The sequence below is a fragment of the Janthinobacterium sp. P210005 genome (genome assembly GCF_036231865.1).
Lineage (GTDB): Bacteria > Pseudomonadota > Gammaproteobacteria > Burkholderiales > Burkholderiaceae_D > Janthinobacterium > Janthinobacterium kumbetense.
Genome location: NZ_JAZARC010000002.1, coordinates 109,446 through 125,565, shown reverse-complemented (window position 1 = coordinate 125,565; position 16,120 = coordinate 109,446). Strand labels below are relative to the sequence as shown.

Genomic DNA, 16,120 nt, shown 5'->3' with positions numbered 1-16,120 from the left:
CCGCACCGCCCCCTCCCATGCGCTAAATTGCATGTCAGAACTGATATACTGACGCCCCCGCCCCGCAGCGCCGCGTTAGCCCGCAGCGCCGCCCGCTGAACACTCATCCGGAAAAGAATGATTGATATAATGGCAAGTGCAGCCGTGGCTACGGATGCAAATCAGACAGAGCAAGAGCATCACGATTCCTTGCAGGCGCATTTCCAGCCCAATATTTCGGCCGATGAAATTGAGCAAGTTTTTCACTTGAAGCGGGCGCAGCCCCTGCTGCAAGTGTTTACGGCCCTGTTCCACGGCGGTTTCGATGGCGTGCTGGTGCGTCTGCTGGTGTTGCGCGAGCTCGCGTCCGATGCGGCCACGTCCGCCTATACGCGTGCCGATATCAATACGAAACTTGCGTATCTGTTGCCGGAAAGTCTGGAAACGGTCTTGCTGCGCCTGCGCTCGAACCAGTTGCTGGCCTGGGATGCGCAGCAGGGCGTGTACCGCGTGACCCCGATGGCGCGCAATGTGCTGTCCGCCATCGACAGCTTGCTGGGCCTGGGGCAGACGGAAGATGAAGCGGAAATGGGTTTCCTGCTGTCGCAGGTGGCGGGCGCGCAAGCCGTCGGTGGCGTGTCGGTCGAGCAATTGCAGCATTTGCTGGGCCGCCTGGTGGACTTGACGGAAGAATTCTCCGACGCGATTGCCTCCGGTTCCGAATTCCGCCTGCGCACGGCGCAAGCGAAGTGGAACATGGCGTGCGACTGGGTCGAGAAGGGTTCCGAGATCCTCGTGGCCATCACCTCCGATGAAAACGCGGACAGCGCCACGCACAAGGCGGCGCAGGCGATCGGCCGCGCGCAAAGTAAATTGCTGAACATGCAAGGCATGTTTTCGCGCGCCCTGAACCAGATCGAGCGCCAGCGGGTCCACCTGGGCCAGTCGGGCTTGTCGACCACGGACATCAAGCGCTGGCTCTTGCTGCATGACGACCTGGCCAGCCTGGCCGAGGGCGCCATCGACCAGCCTGTCGTGCCCCTGTTCTCCACGCCGGCCGAGATGATCGATGTGGCCGAAACGGAACTGCTGTCCGAACGGGCGGCGGGTGTCATCAACACGGGCCTGCCCAGCGGAGAGGACGCGCCCACCACCATCAGCGACGGTCCCGCCATGCAACTCGAACTCGATGACTTGCTCGAACGCCTGTCGAACTTCGCCAGCCTGGGCAATTTCCCCAGCATCGGCGAAGAAGGGCCGAAATCGGTGCCCGTGCAGGATTCCCTGCTGCCGGCCAGCTTTGCCGTGGCCTCGTACCGCGCCTCCATGCTGCCGCTGCTGGGCGACGTCTCCGAAGCGAGCTTGCAGGGATCCACGGCCGAACTGGCCCGTTTGCCGATTACCTTTACACCGACCGACGAGATGGTCCAACTGACCGACCCCCACGTGGCGGCCATGTCGATCGCCTCGCTTTCACTGAATGTTTCACTTGATTTAGATGGCGCCACCTTTGATGAATGACGATTCCCAAATCCTGATTGCGCGCCTGCTCACGCATCAAACCCTGCGCCGCGACGACAAGCTCGTCAAGCGCGTGCTGTCCGACGAGCTGTTCCGCGCCGAGATCGATGCGCGCCTGCTGGCCTGCGGCTTGAAACTGCTTGACAACGTGTACGCCGACCATGTCACCCTGGCACTGACGCGCACCATCGAGCCGAAGATTTTCGGCGCGCGCGACGTGTGGCAAAACAACAACTTCGGCCTGGCGCGCGATGGCGTGGCCTTGCTGGTGGTGCTGTGGGCGCAGATTATCCTGCCCAAGCGTGAACGCCAGGAAACGCACCAGCACGCGGACGATGACCAGAACGACATGTTTGGCACGGAAAAACCGTTGCCGCGCGCGGAAGATGCGTCGATCGGCATTTCTTACAAGGCGCTGCTGTCGGACTTCGGCGACAAGCTGGGCAAGAAGACGCGCATGGACATGAACCTGGGCACGCTGGCCAAGCTGGGCTTCATCGAGCGGCGCGGCGATTTCATCCTGGAAGGCCCGCTGCTGGACCTGATGATGGACACGGACGTCTTGAAAGAGCGCATCATCAACGGCGCCCTGGCTGACGTGTTCAAGCGGGCGCCGGCGCGCCTGGTGGCCGTCAGCGGCGATACATTGCCCGACGCCGACCTGGCGGACGACTTGTCCGCCGACATCGGCGACCTGCCCGACGACGGCGATGAGCCCGCGTCCGACCTCCCTCACTGAAAGCGCCCATGTTTCATATCAAATCACTTGAACTGGTGCACTGGGATTACTGGCAGCGCATCAAGAATATTCCGCTCGACGCGAAGATCATCACCATCGCGGGGCAGAACGGCTCGGGCAAGACCACCTTGCTCGACGCCTTGCGCACCCTGTTCGGCCTCGATTGCTCGATGGGGCGCACCTATAAACACTATGCGCGCCACTCGGGCCAGCAGACGGCCTGGCTGCGCGCCGTGGTCGACAACAAGAACGTGGGCAAGCAGCTGTCGAACCGCCCGTTCCGCAGCTCCGGCTTCTTCAGCGATGATGAAGTGACCCTGTTTTGCCAGATCCAGAAGAACGGCGGCGACTGGAAGCGCCAGTATCTGATGCGTCCAGGCAATGTGCAGATCGAGGACATCACGGACGCCAACGACTGGCTCGGCGTGGAAAACTACCGCAAGCGCCTGGCCAATGCGGGCCTGTCGCCCGCCATGTCGAAAGTGCTGGCGCTGGAGCAGGGCGAGACGGACAAATTGTGCGAATATGCGCCGCGCCAGCTGCTCGACCTGGTGTTCCAGGTGTTTGGCGACAAGGAGGTGCTGGACGCCTACGACGAAGCCAAGCGCCACCAGCGCGACACGGAAGTGGAACTGAAACGTTTCGAGACGGAACTGGAAGCGTCGAAGACCAACCTGGAAGGCTTGCGCCTGCGCGTGGCCAATTACCACCAGTGGGAAGGGCTGCACAAAGAGCGCCGCAACCTGCTGGAAGAAGTGCTGCCCAGCCTGCAATACCACGAGGCGCGCGAAAAAGCGGCCACGGCCAGCCGGCAATTGCGCGATGCGCGCAAACCGATGGCGCAGGCGGACCAGCAGCTGACCGATAAACGCAACGCGCTGGCATCGCAGGCGAAGGCTCTGTCCGACGCGCAAATGAACGAAACCTTGCTGGAACAGGAATCGATCGGCTTGCAGAGCCGTTTGTCCTTGATCAATAGCAAGCTCAAACCGCTGGACAGCCTGCTGGAGCAGAAAGACCGTTTGCACAAGCTGGCGGCCGACTCGGGCAGCGACATCGCCGAAGTGGCGGCCCAGCTGGAACAGAAGGAAGCGGAATTGCTGCGCCAGCGCCAACAGCGCGACGCCTTGTCCGCGCGCATCGCGGGCGAACAGGCAACTATTGCCGCGCTGCAAGGCAAGACGGCCATGCCGGAGCCGGACAATGTGCGCGGCATGCGCCGCGCGCTGCGCGATGCGGGCATTGGCCACGCGATGCTGTCGGACATCGTCGAAGTGACGGACAGCCGCTGGCAGGGCGCCGTCGAAGGCGTGCTGGGCGGTTACGCTTCGGTGGTGCTGCTGGACAAGGCCAAGGATGCGGCGGCCGCCTATCGTCTGGCCGAGAAGGAGCGCTATCGCCACTTCATCGTGCCCGACCTGGTCACGGCGCCTGTCGCGAAAGACGAGAGCCTGCTGGCCGTGGTGAAATTTTCCGCGCCCGTGCCCAGCTGGCTGATCGAGCAGCTGTCGCGCATTGCGCGCGTCGATTCCGTCGAAGCAGGCTTCAAACTGGGCAACCACGAAGAGTGGATCACGCCCGAGGCCTACCACCGCGAACGCCGCGGCGGGCGCTCGCTGTTCGTGGAAGCGTCGCGCTACCGCTTCGGCCAGGCTGGCCGCAGCGGCCGCCTGGAAGCGCTGCTGCGCTCGCTGCCGGGCCTGGAAGGACAGGAAGACACCCTGACCCTGGCGATTTCGAAGCTGGCGGCCGAAGTGGGCGCCTTGAAAGCGCGCATCGCCGGCGTCGACGCGGCCAAGGAACTCAGCGCCCGCCAGGAAGAGTTCGCCGAAGCGCTGCGCAATTCGAAGCCGCTCAAGGAAGAGCGCCTGGAAGTGGGCGGCCGCCTGGGCGAGCTGCAAAACCTGACGAAGAACGCCACCGTGGCGCGCACGCGTGCCGATACCGTGTGGCAAAACGCGCGCCTGGCCCTGTCCGAGGCGGAAGCGGGCTCGCGCCTGGGCTACAAGAAACAAATTGAACAGCGCGCCGAGCATGCGCGCGCCTTGCTGGCCCTGCGCCATGCGTGGCGCCACTTGCCGAAAAGCTGGCGCCGTCCCGCACGCCGCGCGGCCCTCGTGGCCGAGCACCAGAATGCGCACCAGGTCGACTTGCGCGTGGCCAGCCTGCAAAACAGCCTGGCGCGCGACGACTGGGAACTCGACGCCACCGTCATCGACCAGCACCACCGCCTGTCGGACCAGTTGCATGGCCGCCAGTCGGAAACGGACGAGCGCCGCTACCAGAACAACCGCGCCATCGAAGCGACGGGCAATGCGCGTGGCGCCTACATGGAGCGCTTGCGCTACACCATCAAGACCTACAGCAAGAATATCAAGGAGCTGGGCGAACTGGCCGGCATCGAAGTGCATGCCGACCCCGTGCGCCTGGAAAACGACGACGTGCAGCTGTCGCAGGCGGGCTTGCACGTGCGCTTCAAGTTCGACGGCAAGGGCGTCATCGGCATGAACGATGGCGAAGCGTCGGGCGGCCAGCAAGTGATGAAATCGCTGGTGCTCTTGATCGGCTTGCTGAAATCGGAAGACGGTTCCGGCGGCTTCGTCTTCATCGACGAACCGTTTGCCCACCTCGATATCCGCAACATTCAATTGGTTGGCGAATTCCTGAAGAACACGGAAGCGCAATACCTGATGACGACGCCGTTGACGCACAACACGGATGTCTACGATCCATCGGAACTGACCTTGATTACGAGCAAGAAGAAAAAGGATACCCAATGGGCGCAACCGATTTTCGTGCTGCAGCGCCGGGTCGATCCCGTCTCGGGCAAGGTGGCGTGATGCTGGTGCGCACCTTGCTGGCATCTGCCGCGCTGGCGCTGGCGTGTTCGGCGCCCGCCATGGCCAACGACGGCATCGGCTCCGTGAGCGCGGGCGGCATCCTGTTCGGCAAGACGGATGCCGTGGCCATGAAAAAGGAAGTGCTCAGCGTGAGCGCGGAATTGATCAAGGTCGAATACGAGTTCCTCAATGAGTCGAAAACGGATGTGGAAGAGACGATCTTCTTCCCGCTGCCCGAATACGCTTCCGGCTACCACGGCTCGCCCACGTATTATGGCCAGCCGCAGCAGTTTACCGTCGACGTTGACGGCAAGCGCAAGGACTATAAAACCACCTTCGTCGCGAAGCTCGACGCAGAGGACGTGACGGCCCGCTTGCGCCAGCTGGGCTTGTCCGATGCGCAAATTGCGTATTTCCCCTCGCACACGCCGTTCGACAAGAAAGTGGCGCCGCTGACGGCCGCGCAGAGCAAGATCATGATCCGCGAAGGCTTGCTGGCCCAGCTGTACGACGAGGAATGGGTACCGGCCTGGACCGTGAAAGTCATCTACCTGTGGCAGCAGAAATTCCCTGCCGGCAAAGTCGTGCGCGTGCGCCATCAATATGCGCCGTTCGTTGCGGCCGGTCCGGGCGCGTCCTACCTGGGCGATGGCAATACATTTGAAAAGAAATACTGCGGCGACAAGGCCTTCTACAAGACGTGGAACCGCCTAGCGGCCCAGCAGGGTGAAAGCGGCTTTGTCAATGCCGTGTGGGTGTCGTACATTTTGACCACCGGCAATACCTGGAAGAATGGCATCGAAGACTTTACCTTGAACTTGATCAAGGGCAAGTCGGACGAGCTGGTCAGCCTGTGTTTCCCCGGCACGTTTACCAAAATCAATCCCACCACCTTGCAAGTCAAGTTGCGCAACTTCCATCCGAAGCAAGACCTGGATGTGTACTTCGGCAATGTCGAAGGCACGGTTAGCCACGACGGCGTGGCGCCGCAGATCCGCCCCTAGCTGCATGAGCAGGCAGGAAGCACTGGCGGCGCGCTTGCGCGCCATCGCCGGCGCCACGCCGTGGTGCATGCAAGTCCTGCACGCTGTGGCGCAGCTGGGCTTGCCACACTGCTGCATCGGCGCCGGCGCCGTGCGCAACCTCGTGTGGGATGCCTTGCATGGCCACGCGCAAGCGTCGGCCTTGAGCGACGTCGACGTGGCGTATTTCGATGCGCGCGATGTGCATCCGGAAAGCGAGGAGAAACTGCGCCAGCGCCTGGAAACCGTGCTGCCCGGCGTGCCGTGGGAGGTCTGCAACCAGGCGCGGGTGCACCTGTGGTTCGAAGACGCGTTCGGCTATGCCGTGCCGCCCTTGCGGTCGCTGGAAGACGCCATCGCCACCTGGCCCGAGTTTGCCACCTCGGTCGGCATCTCGCTGCAGCCTGACGGCGGGATCGGCATCATCGCGCCGCATGGTCTCGATGACCTGTTCGATATGGTGGTGCGGCGCAACCCGGCGCGCATCAGCCTGGACGGCTATGCGCAGCGCCTGGCCAGCAAGGATTATGCGGCGCGCTGGCCGCGCGTCACCATCATCACCTAGGTAAAACGTGGTTTAAAACATAATTAAATGCACTGTGGATACAGATTGCCTATAATTGCCAATTTTCCAATAGTGTTTTCCTGATCCCATGTCCCTGTCGATTTCCATGCCGTTGCGCCGCCTCGGCCGCCTGTTCTGCCTTTCCTCTGCCCTCGTGGCGCCCGCCGCCTGGGCCGACAGCTATACCGATTTCCAGCAAGCCAGCGCGCGCCTGGAAGCGCTGATGGCCAAGGCCACGCTGCAAAGCGGCTTGCCGCGCCTCGGCGACCCTGAAGTGGCAGCGTTGATTGCCCGGATTACCGACGCGCCGGGCCTGTTCCGGGCGCCCGTTGCGGCGTTGCAGGACATCAACCCGAGCGTGGCTCTGTGCGAACGGGCAACCAACATCGGCAAGGCGTATTACACGTTTGGCAGCGAGCGGCCGCTGCCGCTGTCCGGCGCCGAGTTGCAGCAGGCGCGCAATGACCAGGTAACGGAGAACCTGGCCAATTATGGCGATGAAATGAGTACTTTTTTTGCCTTTGGCATGCATTGCCATGCGCACTTGATTGGCTTGATGGAGCAGGAATTCAGTAGCCAGTCGCTGCAGGTAGTGAGCGGTACGGAGCGCATGCGCGCGCGCGCCTTCAGCAAGGGCTCGACCACCCTGTATGTCGGCGTGGTGCAGTTCGTGCAAGTGCCGTTCTGGACCGTGGCGCAAAAGAAGCGCATGCTGGAAGCGGCGGCGCAGTACGCAACGCCGAACGTCGCGCTGATGGCGCCGCCGTTGCGCGAGCGTTTGCTGGGCAGCCTGGCTGATGCGGACAAGGACCTCGATCCCGCCCTGGCGCCGGCGCTGGCGACGATACGCCAGGCGCTGTCGGTGACGACTTGCGAAGGCCTGTGCCAGTACTACTGACGGGATGACTTATTCGGGCGCCTGCAGCGGTTGGTTGCGCTGGCGCCAGCGCACCAGGCCCCACGCATACACGGCGTAGTAGCCGATGACGAGGCCGTAGGCGGCCATCGTCAGCGCGCTCTGGCCGAACGGTGGCGGCGGCACGGGCACGTCGAGGCGCGAGTTCAGGTAGATTTCCATGCCACGGTACAGCAGGCGGGCGATGAACAGCATGGTGATGGCCAGGCCCAGGTAGCGGTGCTGGGTAAAGAAAAAATCCTTGCCGACCTGTTCGAAGCGCGTCAGCTTCAAGCCCAGCACGCCCAGCCAGCCGCCGGCCAGCGCGGCCGCGCCCAGGCTGGACAGGGGCAGGACGTCGAACTTCGTCGTCGTCGCCAGGAACAGCAGCAGCGCGGGGAAGGCGATCGCCACCGTCCAGTGCCGCCACAGCTGCGACTTCTGGCGCGCCACCAGTTTCTTCAGGCGCGAGTAGATGCGCCAGACCAGCAGCGGGACCAGTAACAGCAGGGCGAGGGTGGTGGTTTCCATGTATGCAATCGGGTACGGGTAAAACAGCGATTGTAAGCCAGATGGGGACGGGCGGCGATGCTTGTCAAACGGTAAAAGTTGCATGTTGACATTTATATGGCATGCAAGCACTATGCCTTGTCACGCCGTGCCGCCGGCCGCGGACGTCAGGCCGGCAGGCAAACATGGACAGGCGGCGGGCATCTCGTGGTATGGTCTTCTTTTGTCCACCGGGAGGCCAGCCATGTCCGTCATCCATGCCCACCGCGCGCCCGACCCGGCGCCCGTCGATGAACCCATGCCGGCGCCGGAGCCGCAAGAAGCGCCCGGGCACCATCCGGGGCCCGTGCACCCGGTGCCGCAGGACGATCCCGTGCCGCACCCGCATCCCAGTTAATCTCGTCAAGAAAGGCTGTTTTAGATGGCAATTGTCAAGGAAGTCTACACACGCAAAGTCAGCGGAGAATCGTTCGACTATGAACTCGATTACACCCAGGGCACGGACGTGGCCTGGATTGCGCGCGTGTACCACGACGGCGTGCTGAAAGGCTCGCCCCATGGCGCGCTGACGGCCAACGTGCTGTCCGGCCCTGCGCTGGAACAATACCTGCGCGCGTACGTCGAAGGCATGATCGAGCGGGGTCTCGACGTGGCCGAGTAAGTTTGCCTTTGCGGCAGATCAAAGAAAAGGGCGCCGAGGCGCCCTTTGTTGTTTCTTGCACTTCAACGTCTGATTAGTCGAACGCCCACGTGTACAACACGTCCAGGGCATTGTTCGTGCCGGTCTGGAATTGCAGGGTGATGCGGCGGTTCAGCTTGTAACGCAGCTTGACCAGGCTCGTCGCCGTGCTCGTGCCTTGCTCGAACGTCAGGTAGGCGCGCGAGGACAGGCGCTTGCCGACGGTGACGACCGTGCTTTCCAGTCCTTGCGCCTGCGACAGGCCCACTTCGTCGAGTCCCAGCGAATTGGCCAGCTTGCCCTGCAAGCCGCCGCCGGAGCCGCCGAAGAGGGCCCCTGCGGCCGTCGTCAGCAAGGCCATTTCATCGCCGGCCGCCGTTTCCGCGCCGTGGCCCAGGATCAGCCAGGCCAGCTTGTCGCTGTCCGATACGCTCGGGGTAGACACCAGCTTGGCTGTCGGCGCCTGCGCCGTGCCGCGCACTTCCACGCCCGCTTCCACATTCGTTTCCGACAAGGCTTCGCCTTCGGGACGCTTGCGCACGGCCAGGATGTTCAGCGACGGGTTGTCGTAGGCGCCCGTGAAGGCGATCAAGCCCCGTTCGATCGACAGCTTTTGTCCGTAGGCGGCGTATTGACCTGTGACAACCTTGATGCTGCCCGTCACGCGCGGCGCGGCGCGGTTGATGACCCTGGCGCGCACATTGCCCGCCAGGTCCGCATCGATGCCCATGCCGCGCAGGTGGAAGGCATTGCCCAGGTCAAACTCGAGGTCGATATTCAATGGCAAGGATGGTGCTTCCTTGCTGCCCTTGACTTCCTTGCCCAGCACCACCACGTCGCTGCTTTGCGTGGGGGTATCCTGCGGCGCCAGTTCGATCAGCGCGCGGTTGGCCTTGAACTTGCCCTCGAAGCTGAAGCGCTTGTCGTTGCGCACCAGGGTGCTGTTGCCCGACAGGATCAAGGTGCGGTCGGGGCGCGACAGCGCCTGCAGGCGGTCGGCCATCAATTTCAGTTCCAGGCTCGCTTCGCCATTCGCAAAGCGTACCCAGCCGTCTGCCTGCACCTTGCCATCGCCGCCGTCAAAGCTCAGGCGCTGCAATTGCAATTGATCGCCGGCCAGCTTGGCTTGCAGCACACCATTGCGCAATTTCAAGCCCTGGTCGGCCCAGTTCACCAGCAGCTTGCTGCCGTTGATGTCGCCATTCAATTGCGGCGCGCCGATGGTGCCGCTGCCGGACAGCGCCACTTTCAGGGCGCCGCCCAGTTCCAGGCCCGGCTGGCCCGTCAGCGGCGCCAGCCAGGCCAGTGTATCGATGCTGGTCGTGCCCGTCAGGGAGAGGGCGCTGTCGTTGCTGATGCGTCCGCCCAGCATTTGCACGGTGGCATTGATATCGCTCTGCCCCGCGCGTGCGCCGTCGAGTTTCACGGCCAGGCGCAGCTGCTGGTTGGCAACATCCACGCGGGCGTCGAGGGTGCGCAAACCCAGCGCCAGCGGCTGCTCCACGCCCACCGTTACGTCGCCTTTTTCGCGGTAGATGTGCAGCATGCCCGCCAGGGAGGGATCTTTCTGCTGCGCCGTCGGCACCTGCATGTCGAGCGACCATTGCGCGCCCAGGGTCAGGTCGCTGCGCGCATTGGCTTGCAGCGAGGGAATCACTTGCGCCAGATACGTCAGCGCCACGCCGGCCGCCTGGCCGGAACTGGTCCAGCGGGGGCCGTTCTTGACCAGGCTTTGCATGGTGATGCTGCCCGCAGGCAATTTGATGGCGGTGTTGCCCACGCTGATCTGCTCCGGCTGGCCCAGGCCCGCCACGCCGCTGCCGGCAGGGCCCGCCACTTTCACGGGCACGGGCGCTTGCAGCACGAGCGCATAGCGGCCCTTGTTTTGCAGGCTGTCGATCGTGCCCGTCCAGCTGGCGCCGCTCTGGCTGCCGCGGATTTGCACGGTGGCATCGAAATCGTCGTTGCGCGCCGCCAGGCTCACGGTATGGCTGCCGCGCGTGCCCGTCGTGGCCAGGCGGGCGCTGCCCAGCTTGAAGGTGGGCGTGCTGTAGCCTGTAATGTCCAGGCTGCTGACCATGGGGTCGAGCGCGCCCTGGCCGGCGCCCACGCTGGCGCTGCCCTTGATGGATTTCAATTGCTGGTCGCCAAAGAAGGTCAAATCCCTGCCATCGAGCGTCAGCTGCGCGGCCGGCGCGTCCATCTTGCCGCTGACGGAACCGGACGCTTGCAGCACGCCGGCAAAGCGGGGGCCCAGGGTCGACAGTTGCGGCGCATCAAGTTTCCACGTCAGCTTGTCCGTGGCGCCCCCCAGCGCGCCCTTGGCCAGCAGGCTGTTCGGCCCCAGGCGCAGTTCCGTATCCACGCTGTCGACCCGTTTCGCATTGGCCGACAGCTTGGCATAGCCGGCCAGCGGGGCATTTTGCAAGGTCGATTCGCGCAGGGCCAGGTTGAGGGCCACTTGCCAGTCGCCGCTCAGGCGGCCGCTGCCGTTGAAATCCGCGTTGACGTTGCCGTTGGGCAGTGCAGCACCAAACGCGGCCGGGTTGATCTTTTGCAAGGAACCCGTCACTTTCAGTTCCGCTGCCTGCTTCGGCCCCGTCAAGCCCACGTCGCCGCTGGCATGGATGGCGCTGTCCGGCGCGGGACGCTTGCCGCTGGTCAAGCCAAGCCCTTTCGCATCGGCAACAAACGTCGTGCGCGGCTGCTGCATGGTGCCTTGCACCACGCCGCTGGCCAGCACGCTGCCCAGCAAGTCGGACTTCAGGGCGGACAGTTGCCGCGCATCGACATTCCAGTTGAGTTTTTCGCTGGCGCCGCCAAAGTTGCCCTTGGCCGTCACGTTGTTCTTGCCCAGCGCCAATTGCACGTCGATGCCGCTGAAATGGGCCGCATCGGCCGTCAGCTTGCCCTTGCCGGACAGGGGTTGGTCGAGCAGCTTGCTGGGGCGCACGGTGAAGTCCGCATTCGCCAGCCATTGCGGCGCCACGTGGCCGTTGGCGCGCACGTCGAGGTTCAGGTCGGCCACGGGGAAGGCGCCGAAGTCGGCGGGATTGAGACGGCTGGTGCTGGCCACGGCCTTGAACGGTTGCTCATCCTTCAGGCTGATCTGGCCCGTCGCGTTGACGCTGCTTTTGCCCGCTTGCAAGGTCGCCTTGCGCAATTGCACGAGAGAATCGGCGAGGGTGGCTTCCACGTCCAGGCGCAGCTTGGCTTCGCCCAGCTTGGCGCGCAGGGTTTGCGTCTTGCCGTCGCTGTCGAGCACGATATCGCCGACGATCTTCGTACTGTTGATGCTGCTGTAAATGTGCTGCAAGTCGATCTTGTCTGTGTGCAAGGTCAGCTGCGCATTGCCGATGGGGGCATCGGCCGCGTCGCGGTTCAGCTTGCCGCTGCCCGTGAATTTGCCTGCGGTGCCGAAATCGATGAGGGCCGACTCCAGGGTGGTGGCCGTCAGGGTGCCGCCCAATCTCGCCTCGAACTGGCGCAGCGGCAGCTTTTGCTGGTCGATGGGGCCCGGTGTCGCGTGGTTGAGGATGGCCAGCTTGCCCGAGACGGTTTGCGCGCTTGGGCGCGTATCGATGGCGGCGTCGAGTTCCAGGCTCAGGTCCGCCTGCGGCAAGGTCGCGTCAAACTTGCCCGGATTGATGTTGCGGCCTTTGATGCTGGCCGAGCGCAGGATGATGACGGGGTCGAACGGCGCCAGCGCCAATTGGGCGTCGGCCGTGGCCGCGCCCGCGCTGCCCTTGGCCGTCACGTTCAGCACATTCAGGTCGCCGCCCAGTTGCAGGGCCAGGGCGGCCGGTTTTTCGCCGGCGGCGGGGTTGATCTGCGTCAAGCCGGCTTTGCCAGATAGCTTGAACGGTTGCGTGGCGGCAATCGTCGCGCTGGCCGTGGCCTGGCCGAAGGGCGTGAGGGCCGAGGCGTCTTCCAGCTGCCATTGCGTCTTGTCGCCCGACAAGGTGAAATGGATCTTTTCAAACACCGTGTTGCCGCCCGGACTCACCAAGGTCACCTTGTCCAGGCGCGCGTCGGCAATGCCGATCTTGAATGGCGAAGCCAGGCTGGCGGGCATCGTCGACGGTTCCTCGGAGGGCGCCGTGCTTTCCACGGACAGGCTGGCCACGTGCAGTTCGCTGATCGCGATGCCTTCCGAGAAGAACTGGAACGGCGACCAGTTGATGTCGATGTTCTCGGCCGTGATGTGCTGCGTCTTGCTGCGGTAGCTGACGTGGCCCAGGTGCATGCGGTTGTACAGCGAGCCGGACACGCCCGACACGGCGATTTCGCCGCCGCTGGCGCTGGCCACTTTTTGCACCAGCATCTGCAGGGTCGATTCGCGGCCCAGGAACCAGAAGGCGGCGCCCAGCAGCACGGCCAGGCTGGCGACGGCGATCGCCACATAGCGGGGCCAACGGCGGGCCTTTTTCGCCGGCGGTGGCGGCGCGGCGCCGTTGGGGGACTCGGTAGTAATATCGGACATCAGAAAGTGAATCCCAGAGAGAAGTGCAAACGGTAGGCGTGGACGGCGTGGCCATATGCCACGTCGACATTGATGGGGCCGACGGGGCTCTTGTAGCGCCCGCCCAGGCCGTAGCCCGATTTCGGCGTCATGGCCGCCTTCACGGTATCGGCCGCGTTGCCGGCGTCATAGAAGGCGGCAACGGCCCACTTCGGCTTGAACCAGTACTGGTATTCGGCGCTGCCGGTGAGCATGTAGCGCCCGCCGATGGTGGCGTCGCCTTCCTTCACGCCCAGTTCCTGGTAGCCATAGCCGCGCACCGACTGGTCGCCGCCCGCGCGGAACAGGTAGACGGCCGGCACGCCGCGTTTTTCCTTCGAACCCAGCGCGCCCATTTCGCCGCGCACGATCAGCTCGCCTTTTTCACCGAGCGGACGGTAATACACGGCCTTGCCGGCCACGCGCACGAAGCGTTCATCCGTCAGCACGGGCAGCAGGGCGCCGCCCACCTGGGCGTTGATGACGTAGCCCCTGGTGGGGAATAGCAGGCTGTCGAGGCTGCGCTTGGTGATGGCATAGGTCAGCGGCAAGCTCTTGCTGCGCGTCTGTTCCAGGCCGACCACCGTCTTGTCCTCGCTGAGGAACTCGAACGTCAGGCTGCGCTCGAGGTTGGTGCCGCCCCAGTTGCGCTTGGCCGAGATGGTCGTGACGGCCGTGATTTCGTTGGAAATGTCGCTGCGCTCGAACGAGGCGCCCGCGCTGTCGTTGTAGCCGCGCTCGGTCGTTGGAAAGTAAAAATTGGCGTGCGCCGCCTGTTTCTTCGTTTCCATGGTGATCGCGCTCTTGAAGCGCGTGCCCCACACGTTCAGGTTGTCATAGTTGAGCTGGGCGCGATTGCCCGTGTTCGTACTGAAACCGAGACCGGCGCTGACGTTCTGCTGCTTGTTTTCCGTGACGCGCACCACCAGCGGCAGCAGCGGCGCGGGGCCGCGGTTGACGGGCTTGGCTTCGGCGGCGGCCCCGGTCCCGGCGCTGGCACCTTCGGCCTCGGCTTGCTGGCTTTCCTGGCCGGCCTCGATCTGCTCGCTGAGGATGCTGCTCATGTCGGCGCTCACTTCCACGCTGGCAAAGTAGCCCGTGTCCTGCAGGCGCGCCTGCAACGATTGCAGCGCCGATTCGCTGTAGTACTCGCCCGGGCGTATCTTGTCGAGGTTGCGGATGATGCTGGGATCGTAGCGTTTCAAGCCTTCGATGCGCAGCTCGCCGAAGCGCAGCTCGGGGCCGCTGTCGAGCACTACCAGCAGCGAGACCTTATGCGTTTCCGGGTCGACCACGGCTTGCGTGTCGACCAGCTGGGCGCGCGGGTAACGCGTCTGCACCACTTCGCGCAGCAGGGCGCGCTTGGCCGATTCCCAGTCGGCCTGGCGAAACACGCTGCCCGTCTTCAGGGACCAGCTGCGCTTCAGGGCTTCCGTATCGTAGGGCTCGCTGGCGGCCAGCGGCGGCGTGGGGTTGAAGCCGCGCAATTCCAGCTCGACCTTGTCGATGGTGACCGCCTCGCCCGGATCGACGTCGACGATGACGACAGGCTTGGCGCCGCTCGTATCGACGCGCACCGTGACGACGGGCGTATAGTAGCCGGCTGTGGCGACGAGGTTCCTGGCTTGCTCGGGCGTATCACGGACGAGGCGCTGCAATTGCTCGCGGTCCATGCGCGGGTTGCCGCGGAAGCGTTCCAGGTCCAGGTTTTTTTCGAGCAACTCATCGAGGTCGCCCGGTGCATTGACCTTGACCTCGTACTGCAGCAGGGCGGGCGCCGCTTCCGTGGCGGCGCTGTCGGCGGGCGCGTCTTGCGCGCTCTGTTGCGCCCCTTCCTGCGCGGCGGCCTGGGCGATGGGGAACAGCAAGATGACACTGCCGGCGGCCGCCAGTGTCAGTTGACCCATTGCTTTTGTCACTACTTGTGCCAAAATTCGTGGTCGTATCGCCTTGCCGGCAACCGTATGCCGTATGGGTCGTGCAGAAAACATGGTGCTCCAGATGAGTAAATGCTGACTGCATGTTACCGGAATAGGTAAACTGATGGCGGACGAATAAGTATTTTTTGCATGGGGAATCTCGTTTCCCTGCGCACTATTGGACAGAATAAAACTCAAAGAAAGAAATTATGCTAGCAACGGACTCCGCACTGGTGCTCTTTAGCGGTGGACAAGATTCCACCACCTGCCTGGCCTGGGCCTTGAAACACTATAGCCGCGTGGAAACCATCGGCTTTGACTATGGACAGCGCCATGCGATCGAACTGACCGTGCGTCCCGGCGTGCTGGAACAGATGCGCCGGCAATCGCCCGAGTGGGACAGCCGCCTGGGCCAGGATCACATGATCGACCTGTCCCTGATTTCCGCCATTTCCGATACGGCCATGACGCAGAACGTCGAGATCGTCATGCAGGAAAATGGCTTGCCGAACACATTTGTTCCTGGACGCAACTTGCTGTTCATGACGGTGGCCGCCACCGTGGCCTACCGCCGCGGCTTGACGGTGCTGGTCGGCGGCATGTGCGAGACGGATTTTTCCGGCTATCCGGATTGCCGCGACGACACGATGAAGGCCCTGCAAGTGGCCCTGAACCTGGGCATGGATACGCGCCTGAAGCTGGAAACGCCGCTGATGTGGCTGGACAAGGCGCAAAGCTGGGACCTGGCGGAAGACCTGGGCGGCCAGCCGCTGGTCGACCTGATCCGCAGCGGCACGCATACGTGCTACCTGGGCGAGCGGGGCCAGCTGCACGACTGGGGCTATGGCTGCGGCACTTGCCCCGCCTGCGCCCTGCGCGCGAAAGGCTACCAGCAATACGCGGCGCGCAAGGCAGCAACGTAAAAGACAGGTTGCGCCGTTTCTTCAAGC

General features: G+C 63.7%; 12 protein-coding genes. 9 read left to right on the top strand and 3 right to left on the bottom strand.

Features of this window, described 5'->3' with window-relative positions; genetic code table 11:
* Positions 1 to 129: 129 nt before the first annotated feature.
* From VPH40_RS10515 to VPH40_RS10490, 6 genes are all read left to right on the top strand, one after another.
* Positions 130 to 1,500, top strand: coding sequence for a hypothetical protein (locus tag VPH40_RS10515; RefSeq protein ID WP_251349306.1), 1,371 nt, complete (start codon positions 130 to 132; stop codon positions 1,498 to 1,500).
* Complete coding sequence (locus tag VPH40_RS10510) at positions 1,493 to 2,239, top strand: hypothetical protein (protein WP_077399077.1); 747 nt, start codon at positions 1,493 to 1,495, stop codon at positions 2,237 to 2,239. Before VPH40_RS10515 ends, VPH40_RS10510 begins: the two co-directional genes overlap by 8 nt.
* Positions 2,240 to 2,247: 8 nt before the next feature.
* Positions 2,248 to 5,079, top strand: a complete 2,832-nt coding sequence (locus VPH40_RS10505) for an ATP-binding protein (protein ID WP_328573414.1) — start codon at positions 2,248 to 2,250, stop codon at positions 5,077 to 5,079.
* Positions 5,079 to 6,083, top strand: coding sequence for a DUF4424 family protein (locus VPH40_RS10500; RefSeq protein ID WP_328573413.1), 1,005 nt, complete (start codon positions 5,079 to 5,081; stop codon positions 6,081 to 6,083). The genes VPH40_RS10505 and VPH40_RS10500 overlap by 1 nt, the downstream gene beginning before the upstream one ends.
* A gap of 4 nt (positions 6,084 to 6,087) precedes the next feature.
* On the top strand, positions 6,088 to 6,666 hold the full coding sequence (locus VPH40_RS10495) for a nucleotidyltransferase family protein (protein ID WP_328573412.1): 579 nt from the start codon (positions 6,088 to 6,090) through the stop codon (positions 6,664 to 6,666).
* Positions 6,667 to 6,754: 88 nt separating this feature from the next.
* Complete coding sequence (locus VPH40_RS10490; protein ID WP_328573411.1) at positions 6,755 to 7,564, top strand: hypothetical protein; 810 nt, start codon at positions 6,755 to 6,757, stop codon at positions 7,562 to 7,564.
* A gap of 9 nt (positions 7,565 to 7,573) precedes the next feature.
* On the opposite strand, the gene VPH40_RS10485 is transcribed toward VPH40_RS10490, so the two are convergent.
* The gene (locus VPH40_RS10485) at positions 7,574 to 8,092 is read right to left on the bottom strand and encodes a hypothetical protein (protein WP_251349301.1); all 519 of its coding nucleotides are present in this window, start codon (positions 8,090 to 8,092) and stop codon (positions 7,574 to 7,576) included.
* A gap of 223 nt (positions 8,093 to 8,315) precedes the next feature.
* Here VPH40_RS10485 and VPH40_RS10480 point away from each other — a divergent pair, with 223 nt between their 5' ends.
* Entirely contained in the window at positions 8,316 to 8,468 is a 153-nt protein-coding gene (locus VPH40_RS10480) for a hypothetical protein (protein WP_168208500.1), read from the top strand.
* A 24-nt stretch (positions 8,469 to 8,492) separates the two neighbouring features.
* Positions 8,493 to 8,732: a hypothetical protein gene (locus tag VPH40_RS10475; protein ID WP_099378551.1), complete on the top strand. Its 240-nt coding sequence runs from the start codon at positions 8,493 to 8,495 to the stop codon at positions 8,730 to 8,732.
* 73 nt (positions 8,733 to 8,805) lie between these two features.
* Here the strand turns inward: VPH40_RS10475 and VPH40_RS10470 are convergent, their stop codons facing one another.
* Positions 8,806 to 13,233 (bottom strand): translocation/assembly module TamB domain-containing protein, encoded by a 4,428-nt coding sequence (locus VPH40_RS10470; RefSeq protein WP_328573410.1) that lies wholly within the window; start codon positions 13,231 to 13,233, stop codon positions 8,806 to 8,808.
* Positions 13,233 to 15,158, bottom strand: coding sequence for an autotransporter assembly complex protein TamA (locus VPH40_RS10465; RefSeq protein ID WP_328573409.1), 1,926 nt, complete (start codon positions 15,156 to 15,158; stop codon positions 13,233 to 13,235). The genes VPH40_RS10470 and VPH40_RS10465 overlap by 1 nt, the downstream gene beginning before the upstream one ends.
* Before the next feature lie 221 nt (positions 15,159 to 15,379).
* Here VPH40_RS10465 and queC point away from each other — a divergent pair, with 221 nt between their 5' ends.
* Positions 15,380 to 16,093: a 7-cyano-7-deazaguanine synthase QueC gene (gene queC / locus VPH40_RS10460; protein ID WP_328573408.1), complete on the top strand. Its 714-nt coding sequence runs from the start codon at positions 15,380 to 15,382 to the stop codon at positions 16,091 to 16,093.
* Positions 16,094 to 16,120 lie beyond the last annotated feature (27 nt).